The sequence below is a fragment of the Peribacillus sp. TE19612 genome (assembly GCF_056279465.1).
In genome coordinates, this window is the sequence record NZ_JBWCCL010000001.1 from 686,634 (window position 1) to 698,568 (window position 11,935).

Here is an 11,935-nt window from a genome sequence, read left to right on the forward strand (position 1 = left end):
GTTTAATGGAAGTATTCCCCTTTTTGACCAATAATATATATGTGAAAAATCCACCGCTCCAAGAAATTAAAAAAATGGCCTTTTTCCGAAAGAATATCGGGCCAAAGCCATTTTTCCAAGTTATCATTTCAGTCTAGAATTTCATGCTTTTTTTCACTCCCACTTCAGGGGTAGGAGTTGGTTTAGCATACCCACTTTTATATTTTTCATCGACTTTATTCCGGATCTCTTTGACGCTCATGCCGTCATTCAAGTCCAATATGGATTGCGCAGCAATTTCCAAGCAAACTCCGCATCTTGTCCCGTGGTCATCCCAAACCACTTCACCATTTTTTTTATTCTCATGGATAAAACAATCATAATTATTTTTATGGTTAGCTGACTCTCCGCAACCGCAGTAACAAGGTATTTTTTCTAGTAAATCTTTATTTTGAGCAACAGCTAAATAGATTGTCTTCATATCCTCTGGTTTTTCAGCTAAAAAATCCGGTGCTATTTCCTTACTGCTGGTCTCCTCCTGAAGATCTCCGGATACCGTATGCTCTGAATGTCCTTCATGTCCGCTTTCTTTTTGTACAACACTTTCCTTTTCACTTGAACAACCTGAAAGTATTATCGAAAAACAGATTCCCATAGTGACCGTCATTAATTTCAGCTTCATTTTTACACTCCTTGACCATTTTAATACTCCCATTTTATGGCACGCAAGCTGTTTCTACAAGTATAAGTTTCCTTATTATAAGAAATAAAATGACAAGCATACTATTAATGACTTTCCGATACGACTTCGTGCATATTTATAGAGTATAAATCACACTTTAAGAAGAAAGAACGAGGTGATCTTGTCGTGAGAATGCTGCCATCACTGTTTATTTTGTTAGGCACATATTTCCTTATTATACTCCTTGATAAATTACAGGGCTTGAGTATATTCCACTCTTTCTATAGTATCAAACAATATTTGATAGTAGCTCGTGGAGAAGATTACTTTCTACTCATTACATTCACTATAATCTTTCTTATTTTGAACGTATTCTCAGTAAAAAAGAACCGGCAGCCTCCATCTTCATGATACTGCCGGTTTTAATTTTTGTTTTATATATACCGTAAGCAATAAAAGAATGGGGATTCCAATGAGGAAAGGTAGATGCAAAAGGTAAGGGACGACTTTTAACCCTTCATTTATATGTGCCTGATAACTAGGAGCAATCATAATCGAAGAGATGAAAATAACACCGCCAACAAGATAAATGAACATAGGAGAAGGTTTCATTTGAAATAAGTCCGCTGCGCCAATAATGGCACAAAAAAAGAAAATCGAAATTTTAATAAAGCCTAAAATGATCATTAAAACAAGAATAAAGGTATCCAGTCTTTCAATAAAATCAGCGATATTAATATAACTCACGGCTGTAAGAGCTGGGAAATTAGACCTTAAAACCGCCTCGGGACCTAATACAGACAAGAGAATGATCGAATTAAGAGTTAATGAAACCCCACCTATAATTATCGCAAAAAGGCCCACTTTAACGGCAGAACTCTTTTTATTCAAATACGGAAGGATCATCGTAAACGTAATTTTTGGTCCTCTAATGACCGTTTGGCTTGTCGGCTCGGTTATGGCACGGGATGGCTGACTTTTCGTACTGGCGATGAATGCTTTTTACTGCCATTCAATAATACAACCGTATCTCCTGTCAAAACCGCTGATAGGAATTCCTGCCAACTTTCTTTAACGGATAATTGGGATACCGTTAGAATATGGCTAGCTCGTTCTTCTACCTCTGTAAATATTTGTTTGTTTTCTTTAAACCAATCTATTAATGGTTCAACTATGTTTTCATTAATGATGGTAGCATCAGCCAAACCATCAAGGTGGATTACAGCTGCCTGTACCGATTTATCGTGTGGAGATTCAATCATTCGAACAGACAAATCTGAACTGTTCCCGAGCTCGTTCTTCAATCTCTTTACATTATCATTTACCTCGCAGGATAAGGTGCCATTGGTTGTAGATTTTTCTTTAGCTCTTTTAAGAGAACGTCCTATTCTCACTTTTCCGCCCCTTACTGATTAAGTGTGTGTATCTGTTCGTTTCACTGATGATTGACTTTATTATTTGTATCTAATATAAATATATGTAATAAAAGGCTAGTGAAAAAAGTTTTGATAGTACTTTCCATCGAAAAAGCCGATGTTTCCTTATAAGGGAATCATCGGCTTTAATATTTTGGTGGGAATTATTCACCATCACTCAAGTCAAAGTCAATTTCGCAGACGATTTTACGTCCGTTTCAATAATATTAACGTGCTACTTTATTTCTTACTTTTAGATAAGGTTAGCGGAATGGTTACGAGTGAAACTCCTGCTGCGATCCAAAACCAGCTGGTGTTTCGTTTTTTTTCGCTTCCGCTTTTACTGGGTATACTCGATCCGTATGATTTTCTGGAGGTCGGCCGTTCTATGTCAGCTGTTTCATTCGTTTTATGCAAATGTTGATTTTCGGGTAATTGGGTCGTTCTTTCTAAATCGCTTGTATCTCCTCCCATTCCTTTAATGAAGGTCAGCAGGAAAGTCATGGCTTGTTTGACTTCTTTGTCATTCAAGGAACGCAGTAACGCTAAATAGCTTGGCTTTTCTGGCGTTTTATCAGCTTCAGCTACACGGGCAATCCCTGAGTTGATTTTCAGGATTAGCGGTTCAAGCTGCTGAACATTAAGTGTTCCTAATGTGCCAAGTATGAGAAGCAGATTTTTCAGCGTATTTGCCGTTTCTGGGGTGTCCGCTGTCTTGACAAGAATGTTCAGCACTTGATCCCCTTCCTTCAACAAGCTGTTAACCATCGATAATATCCCACAATCCTGCATGCCCTTCATGACTTCAAACGTTTCTTTAATCACTTCTTTATTTTCCAATAGGGTACGCTGGATATCCTCTAATTCGATCCTTCTTCTTTCTTCATCACTAATGCTGATTCGATTGATCACTTTTGTCGCTTTAGCCACGGTTCCTCTCCTCCTTTTTGATCTTCAAGAGGTCACCAGGGAATATATAATCTTCGCGGGCCCATTTTTTTTGTACTTGTACACCCATTTGCGGTTGAGGATTCCCATTACGATGGTTGATGCTCGGCAATGGATTGTCTCCTTTGACCCTAAGAACTTCCATTTTTGCTTGAACTTCCTTATAGGCAGGAGTATCAGTATCTTTATCTGAATGGCTGCTTGTCAATTGGTTGATGGCCCCGTCACCTGAATCGTTCATTGGAAGATAAACTTCTTTACCTTTTACACGATCCGTAATTAGACATTCCACTTTTGCATGTCCATACGGTGAAGTGAGCCGAACAAGGGTGCCATCCTCAAGCCCTCTATCTTTTGCCAATTCCCGGGATACCTCAAGGAAGACTTTTGGCGTTTTGGAACTGATGCCTTTTGATTTATATGTCATGTTTCCTTCATGGAAATGTTCCAATAAGCGGCCATTATTTACATGGATATCAAACTCATCCCCAAAGTCAATCGGTTTGGTCCATTCGACTGGAAATAACTTCGCTTTTCCATCGGGAAACGGAAAAGCTTCCGTGAATAACAGTGGAGTATCTTTACCATCTGAAGCAACTGGCCATTGAAGACTTTTATAACCTTCCAAGCGTTCGTAATTTACTCCAGCATATAATGGTGATAGTTTAGCTGCTTCATCCATGATGTCACTTGGATGCCCATAATTCCAACCCGCTCCTAACGAATTCGCCACATTCATTATGATTTGCCAATCAGGCTTTGAGTCGCCAAGCGGTTCAAAGACTTGATACAGACGTTGTATACGGCGTTCGGTATTCGTGAAAGTACCTTCTTTTTCAAAGCTTGGGCTTGCTGGAAGGACAACATCGGCGAATTCAGCCGTTCTTGATAAGAAGATATCTTGTACCACAAAGAAGTCCAGTTTTTCAAATGCTTCATGGACATGATTGATATTCGAATCGACCAGCCCCATATCTTCACCTTTTAAGTACATGGCTTTAATGGTACCTGAATGAATCCCTTCGACCATTTCATGATTATTAAGGCCAGGGTTTTCGGGTATTTTTGCACCCCAGATGTTTTCATATTTCGCACGTACCTTTTCGTCCGTTACTTTTTCATAACCTGGCAAGCGATCCGGCATACTGCCAAAATCACTGGCTCCTTGTACATTATTATGTCCGCGTAAAGGGTAAGTACCTGTTCCAGGTTTACCGTAGTTGCCCGTTATGAGCAATAAATTGGAAATTGCAGTACTCGTATCACTTCCTCCGCCATGCTGGGTAACGCCCATTGCCCAAAGAGCTGCAACGCTTCCCGCTTCATGAATGGCTTTTGCCAACGTAATTAAATCTTCCTTAGCTACGCCTGTTACTTTTTCCGCATAATCCATTGTGTAGGGTTCTAAAGTCTTGATATATTCCTCCATCCCATTTACACGATTATTAATGAAGTCTTTATCTGTCCAACCTTTATCGACGATATATTTAGTGACGGCCGATAGCCATATCATATCCGATCCCGGAGCAGGCTGGATGAAGAGGTCGGAACGGTCAGTCATTTCATGCTTTCTGATGTCTGCGACTATCAGCTTCTGTTTACCTAGTTTATGGGAACGCTTGATTCTTGTAGCCAACACGGGATGTGATTCGGATGTATTGGAGCCTATGATCAATACAAGTTCGGACTTTTCGATATCCTTTATGCCCCCTGTATCTCCGCCATATCCAACCGTTCTGAATAGTCCCAAAGTAGCCGGTGTCTGACAATACCGGGAACAGTTATCCACATTATTCGTGCCGATGATGCCCCTTGCCAGCTTTTGCATTAAATAGGACTCTTCATTGGTGCATTTGGAAGACGTTATGAAAGCCATCGAATCCGGACCGTGAGAATCTTTGATTTTGCTGAATTTACGGGAAATCAATTCAAGGGCTTCTTCCCATTCAGCCTCTCTGAACGCATCCCCTTCTCTAATTAAAGGTTTTGTTAGTCTTTCTTCACTATTCACGAAATCCCATCCGAATTTCCCTTTAACGCAAGTCGAAATTCCATTTGCAGGTGCCTCCACTTGCGGTTCGATCTTAAGGATTTTACGGTCTTTGGTCCAAACGTCAAAGCTGCATCCTACACCACAGTATGTACAAACCGTTTTCGTCTTCTTGATCCTTGCATCCCTCATGGCGGATTCCATATCTGAAATCGCTAAAATCGAGCCATAACCCGTTTCAACATTTTTCGTAATTTCTATCATAGGTCGAAGAGTTTGTTTAGCGATGCCAGTTAAAAATCCGGCTTCACCCTCCATTCCTTTTTCCATCATTGCATTACACGGGCAAACGGTGGAACAGTGCCCACATGACACACATGAAGATTCATTGATTGGAACATTGTCATCCCAAATGACACGCGGACGTTTTGCTTCCCAATCAATAGTCAATGTTTCAGTGACCTGTACATCTTGACAAGCTTCAACACAACGGCCGCAAAGGATGCATTGATCCGGGTCATATCGATAGAATGGATTCGTCCGATCTACTTCATAGGGTTTTTGATCAAAAGGAACACTTTGATGATTTACCTTCATTTCCTTTACGGTATTGTGTATTTCACAAGTGCCATTATTATAATCGCAAACCGTACAATAAAGCTCATGGTTATATAATATCTTGTCCATCGCCATGACCTGTGCTTCTTTTACCTCTGCTCCAACTGTATCGATTACATCCCCATCTTTGATCTCGGTGGAACAAGATCTAACTAGTTCTCCATTAACGCTCACTAAACATGTATCACATGTTTCGATAGGACCTAGGCTAGGGTGGTAACAAACATTCGGGATTTCAATGGAACTATCCGTCAGCATTTGTAATATTGTTTGATTACCTTCCAGACTGGTCTCAGCACTATTGATTTTTATATGCACTTTCTCTGGCAAAATAATCGCTCCCCTCTTAAAAAACGATAAAATTCATCATTTGGTATTTTCTACCCTCGCACAAATTTTCTCAAACTTGTGAAAGTGAATAATGGAAGTCTTCATTCGACCAATTTCTTATTAGAAAATGAACTAAAGCCGAAGTGAGACATAGTATTCACTCACTTCGACTTTAGTATCATTGATTAGAGTTTGCTTTCAATACAAACGAACTTAAAGGGGCAACGGTTATCTGACTCCCTTTAATCCTATCAATTTCTTCCAGGCCCGCACGCTGACCATCCACTAAAACGGACCAATTACCTTCGTGCGGAAGAGTAATGGTTATCTCATCCCAATTTGCATTATGAATCACTGCCATTTTATAATCTTGATGTTGTAAGGTGAACGCAACCGCATTTGGCGGAGCATCAATGAATTGTAATTGCTCCTCAATTTCTTCGGGTGTGCTTAACCTAAAAACAGAATGATTTTTCCTGAGAGAAATCAGCCCTTTCATATACTCCACTTCCCGATCTAACTCCGCTCTCCTTTTCCAATCCAACCTGTTAATCCAATCAGAAGATTGATAGCTATTTTCATCTCCATCCTTCGTGCGCATGAACTCTTGTCCTGCATGTATCATTGGAATCCCCTGTGACAGTAAGACAATTGCCGAAGCTAATTTATGCATCTGTTTCCGTTTTTCTTCCGTAGCATCTGGATTAGTGATGAGCAGCTTATCCCATAAAGTATAATTATCATGTGCTTCAACATAATTGATCACTTGATCTGGTCGTTGATATGTTGCAATATCTTCATCATATTTCAGACCACCAGCGATGCCTTTTTTTATAATATCTTCCATTCCTGGTTTGCCATTGACGAATCCCTTATCATGTTCATTCATGACAAACCCTTTTAAACCATCACGGATCGCATCATTAAAGTGAGCGATTCCAGGCATTTTAAAAGCATTCTTTTGATTTGCTTTCAGCTCTTGGGCCAAGGGGGTATCCATATCCCAGCCTTCGCCTAAAACAATGAGGGTCGGATCAATTTCTGCCAGTGCCTTTTTCACTACATTCATCGTTTCCACATCGTGAATACCCATTAAATCGAAACGGAAACCATCAAGGTTAAATTCCTTTGCCCAATAGGTTACGGATTCAACGATGAATTTTCGCATCATTTTACGTTCGGAAGCAGTATCATTTCCTACACCAGTTCCATTAGATAAGGTGCCGTCGGCGTTATAGCGAAAAAAGTAAGTGGGAACGAGTTTATGGAAGTTTGAGTCCGCCACAGAATAAACGTGATTATATACTACATCCATGATTACTCGTAACCCGTGGTCATGTAAACCTTGAATCATTTCCTTTAACTCCCGGATCCTGACTTTTGGTTGATACGGATCAGTTGAATAAGAGCCCTCTGGGGCGTTATAATTCTGTGGATCATATCCCCAGTTATATTGTGGTTCATTCAATTTCTTTTCATTGACTGTAGCAAAATCAAATATCGGGATCAACTGAACATGGGTAACACCTAGATCTTTAATATGATCAAGACCCGTTTTCACTCCTTCTGGACCTTTGGTTCCGGCTTCCACTACTCCTAAGAATTTACCTTTATGGTGGATTCCGCTTTCAGGATGAATCGATAAATCCCGTGTATGCAATTCATAAATGACTATGTCCTCAGCTTTTTCAAGAGGTGGTTTATCCCGTGTCCACCTTTTTGGGTTCGTATTTGTTAAATCTATCACGACCCCTTTATCACCATTAACAGTAACTGCGCGAACATAGGGATCGACGGCTTCACTCCAGGTTTCTCCCACTTTCACTTTATATGTATAAATCAATCCATCCTGATTTCCGTTCAGCTCAATGATCCAGGTCCCCTTTTCGGAACGAACCATTTGAATCTCCATTCCATCTGTATCATCCCAATGTTTATAAGTAACTAGCTTGGCTTCAGATGCAAGTGGTGCCCATAACCGGAATGCCGTTTTATCTTTAAGATAGGAATTTCCTAAATCTTTGCCTTCATAGAAATATAAATCATCCAATTCTGACGGGTTTACCGGATTAATATTAGCAATCGGCAGGGATTCCAACTGATTTTCCGTTTCATTATCCATAGGTTTTTGATTATTTTTATTTTCCTCTTCAAAATAAGAAAGTGAATCTTTAATAGGTCATTCCTCCATTGAAATTCCCATTTTAGAACAGGAATTATTCATTTTTATAATCATGAGTGAAACTTCCATAATGTTATGATTCCACAGGCATTACACATAAAAACATCCGATCTGCAAATTATGTCGAAAATTCAGAAATCTATATTTAATAATCGAAAGCAGCAGGTCATTTTGCTGGACCTTACTTATCGTTTAATGAAAAGTGAATCCAAAAAAAGAAAAAAATGCCTCCATAACAGTTTTACGGTCTTGGAGGCATTTCTAGTACTCTTTATGGTGTTTTAATAATTTTCACTGAGTTATCTTCAACAATTGCAGTGAAGTTCTTAACTTCAGGCTGCTCAAAGATAAAGTCTGTGATGCCATCTTCGAGCTGTTCTTGAAGAACACGGCGGAGCGGTCTAGCCCCGAAAGTTGGGTGATATCCGAGTTCAATTAGCCTTTGTTTCGCTTCATTGGTCACATCTAAAGATAAACCATTTGCAGCAAGTGTTTCGTCTAGCTCGTGAATCATGATATCAACAATTTGCAGAAGATCTTCTTTCTTCAATGCAGAGAATTCAATAATGCTATCGAACCGGTTCAAGAATTCCGGTTTGAAGAAGCTGCCTAAAGATTGCAGGATTGAAGCCTCCTCCACAGCTGAACTTGTACCGAATCCCATTACTTTTTGTTTCTCACCGACTCCTGCATTACTCGTCATGATGATCACGGTATCTTTAAAAGTAACGGTCCGGCCTTGACTGTCGGTTAAGCGGCCATCTTCCATGATTTGCAGGAACATATGCATGACATCCGGATGTGCCTTTTCGATTTCATCCAATAAGATGATACTGTAAGGCTTGCGGCGAACTTTTTCCGTCAATTGTCCAGCTTCCTCATGTCCTACATATCCAGGAGGAGAACCGATTAATTTAGAGACACTGTGTTTCTCCATGAATTCACTCATGTCAAGACGAATCATAGCGTCCTTGTCCCCGAATAATTCCTCAGCAAGAGTTTTCGCCAATTCGGTTTTACCGACTCCTGTCGGACCGACGAAAAGGAAAGAACCGGTAGGACGATTTTTGGACTTTAACCCGGCACGACTTCTTCGAACGGCCTTGGATACCTTTTTGACAGCCTCTTCCTGCCCAATTACTTTTTTCATCAGCTCCGCTTGGAGATGAACCATTCTTTCTTGCTCATCTTCTTGGAGCTTACCTACAGGAATGCCGGTCTTTTGTTCGATGATATTTTGAATGTCTTCAACAGTAACTGTTGGCTTAATTGCATCTTCCCCGGCTTGCAATGACTTTTCCAGTTTTTCTTCTTCATCACGAAGAACGGCAGCTTTTTCATATGCTTCTTCTTTTAAGGCCATTTCTTTTTCTTTATAAATTTGCGCCAGTCGTTCTTTCATGTTTTCTACCTGGCCGTCTTCTATGGTCAAGTTCAATTTGGAACCAGCTTCATCCATTAAGTCTATTGCCTTGTCAGGGAGGAATCGGTCTTGAATGTAGCGGTTTGAAAGTTCAACTGCCGCTTTTAGGGCTTCCTCACTATATGTTACACCATGATAAGATTCATAACTTTCTTTTAAACCGCGTAAGATCACCAGTGCCTCAGCCGTTGTAGGTTCGTTAACCTGTACAGGCTGGAAACGTCTTTCAAGGGCACCGTCTTTTTCAATTTTCCTATATTCTGATAAAGTGGTTGCTCCGACAAGCTGAAGTTCGCCGCGTGCAAGTGCAGGCTTCAAGATATTTCCTGCATCCATTGATCCTTCGGCCGAACCTGCTCCCACAAGTTGATGAATTTCATCGATGAATAAAATGACATTTTTCCTTTCCTGTAATTCGCTGATCAATTGCTTCATTCTTTCTTCGAATTGCCCTCTAATTCCAGTATTGGAAACAAGGGACGCTACATCAAGCATATATACTAGCTTATTACGTAATTTAACTGGCACTGAACCTTCAACAATCGCTAAAGCAAGACCTTCAGCAATGGCTGTTTTACCGACACCAGGTTCACCGATTAAAACTGGATTATTTTTATTGCGTCTGTTTAGAACTTCAATGACGCGTTTGATTTCTTCATTTCGTCCGATAACCGGATCAATAAGTCCTGCTTTAGCAGCATCGGTCAAATTGCGGCCATACTCCTCAAGCAATCCTCCGTCCTCGCCATGTTCAGCTGAATCCGGTTTTGGTACACCATTATAATTAAATGGATTGAATGAATTTGGAGATCCGTTAAATTGGAATTTCCCCATATCCATTCCGCCCATAGCTGCTCCAAGTTTGTTTCGCTCTTCTTTATAACAAGTGGAGCACAGTTTCACATCATGCTCCTGACCATTCATATTTAGGTGAACTTGAATATTAGCTTGGTTTACATGGCATTTTTCACAAAGCATGTAGTACTCCTCCTTTAAAAAATTAAATTGAAAATAAATCTTTGACCTTCTTTGACTTTCTGACTTTATTATACATTGACCTTCTTTGACTTTCAATAATTTTGTCTGGGAATTTTTTTGAATAAAGGAATTCCTTCGATTTGGTTTGCTTAGCATATTAAACTATCCATTTCCAGTCAACTAAAAAGCTTTAATGAATGCTTCATATTTTTGACATTACCCATTTCAGGACCCGATAACCTAATCTATTAACACAACACACATTCACCTTTTTCAGGACTAATCATAGTCTTGTGCATATGACTCATCCACTCTTATTTTTGAAACAAAAAAAGAGACTACATTAAGTCTCTTTTTTTTAGAGGTAAAGAAGATGTGATTTCTTTGTTAAATAGGTAGCTTGTAATCGCTGGTGTTTTATAAGCTGCATCTGCTGCAACGGCTTCCGGTTTTCCAACTTTCTCAATCACTTGTTCAACTAGCTCTAAAATTTGATTGTCATGTGTATTACCAGGTGTTTTAATCATTCCCAATACATAACCGTTACGGTCTGCGGCCGGTGGATTGAATAGGAAAACTGTTTTGTTCGTTCATCTTTCACATAGTAGACACTCTCAGAATCCGTAGTACTTTCTTTCATTGCTTTGATTGCTGCCTTAGCAAATTTATCTGGCTAAGGCTTCTTTCTATGGTTTTCATTTGCGCTTATTCGAATTGGCTTTCACATGTGTGGAATCCACGAATAAGTATTCAGCACTTATTAACTTCCTATCAGCAGCTGTTAAGATGTGACATAAAATCTGTTCAAACAGGTCAGTATCTTTAAAGCGTCGCTCATATTTTCCCCGAATGTGGAGAAGGAGGTACTTTATCATGGAAACCTTAGCCTAAGAACCAGCGGTAAGCCAATATTTGTTTCAGCTCCTTCAATTGTTTACCAGGCAACGAATACCGAAAGTACATTGAATAAATGTCAGTTTAACTAAAATACTGGATTAATACTTGGGCGCCCTAACTTTGAATACATATCTTTCACCAAGTCATAAATGAAAGTGAAGTCAATGGAAGCCTCCCATTTTACGAACCAAATGGTTCGCCGGCACCAGTTGATCTAAAGTAATCAATTCAAGGTGATCTCGTTGAATAGAACGATGATTCGAAAGCATCCTCATCACCTCAAGTTTTAATAGATTATTTTAAAACAAAAAAGACTGTAGGCAAAAGTGAACTGCCCCGTAAATGTTAGACACCAAACTAACATTTACGGGGTGTTTTTTATGGCTAATTTTTCTGCCGAACAGAAAATATTCATTGTACGACTTTACCTTGAAGGAAAGCACAGCTATATGGATCTTCAGAAAATATTTGAAGTTTCGTATCAAATGATTCA

6 protein-coding genes and 3 pseudogenes are annotated in these 11,935 nt (G+C 39.6%); 1 reads left to right on the forward strand and 8 read right to left on the reverse strand.

Annotated features, from left to right (window positions below):
• Positions 1-133: 133 nt before the first annotated feature.
• Positions 134-661 carry a PCYCGC motif-containing (lipo)protein gene (locus tag ACZ9AO_RS03300; RefSeq protein ID WP_476108456.1) on the reverse strand — a complete coding sequence of 176 codons (528 nt, stop codon included), beginning with the start codon at positions 659-661 and terminating at the stop codon, positions 134-136.
• Positions 662-853: 192 nt separating this feature from the next.
• Between ACZ9AO_RS03300 and ACZ9AO_RS03305 the strand changes: the two genes are divergently transcribed.
• Complete coding sequence (locus ACZ9AO_RS03305; protein ID WP_476108486.1) at positions 854-1,072, forward strand: YczF family membrane protein; 219 nt, start codon at positions 854-856, stop codon at positions 1,070-1,072.
• Here the strand turns inward: ACZ9AO_RS03305 and ACZ9AO_RS03310 are convergent.
• From ACZ9AO_RS03310 to ACZ9AO_RS03340, 7 genes and pseudogenes are all read right to left on the reverse strand, one after another.
• Entirely contained in the window at positions 1,067-1,552 is a 486-nt protein-coding gene (locus tag ACZ9AO_RS03310; RefSeq protein ID WP_476108458.1) for a GerAB/ArcD/ProY family transporter, read from the reverse strand. The genes ACZ9AO_RS03305 and ACZ9AO_RS03310 overlap by 6 nt on opposite strands.
• 65 nt (positions 1,553-1,617) lie before the next feature.
• A complete protein-coding gene (locus tag ACZ9AO_RS03315; RefSeq protein WP_476108459.1) occupies positions 1,618-2,055 on the reverse strand; it encodes a spore germination protein in 438 nt (145 codons plus the stop codon).
• A gap of 429 nt (positions 2,056-2,484) precedes the next feature.
• A pseudogene (locus tag ACZ9AO_RS03320) lies at positions 2,485-3,006 on the reverse strand (helical membrane plugin domain-containing protein); the annotation flags it as partial.
• Entirely contained in the window at positions 2,999-5,962 is a 2,964-nt protein-coding gene (gene fdhF / locus ACZ9AO_RS03325; protein ID WP_476108461.1) for a formate dehydrogenase subunit alpha, read from the reverse strand. The pseudogene ACZ9AO_RS03320 and the gene fdhF, both read right to left, overlap by 8 nt.
• Before the next feature lie 178 nt (positions 5,963-6,140).
• Positions 6,141-8,027: pseudogene (pulA, locus tag ACZ9AO_RS03330) on the reverse strand (type I pullulanase); the annotation flags it as partial.
• A 388-nt stretch (positions 8,028-8,415) separates the two neighbouring features.
• Positions 8,416-10,545 carry an ATP-dependent Clp protease ATP-binding subunit gene (locus ACZ9AO_RS03335; RefSeq protein WP_251544154.1) on the reverse strand — a complete coding sequence of 710 codons (2,130 nt, stop codon included), beginning with the start codon at positions 10,543-10,545 and terminating at the stop codon, positions 8,416-8,418.
• Positions 10,546-10,907: 362 nt separating this feature from the next.
• Positions 10,908-11,711, reverse strand: a pseudogene (locus ACZ9AO_RS03340) (transposase); the annotation flags it as partial.
• Positions 11,712-11,935: the final 224 nt, after the last annotated feature.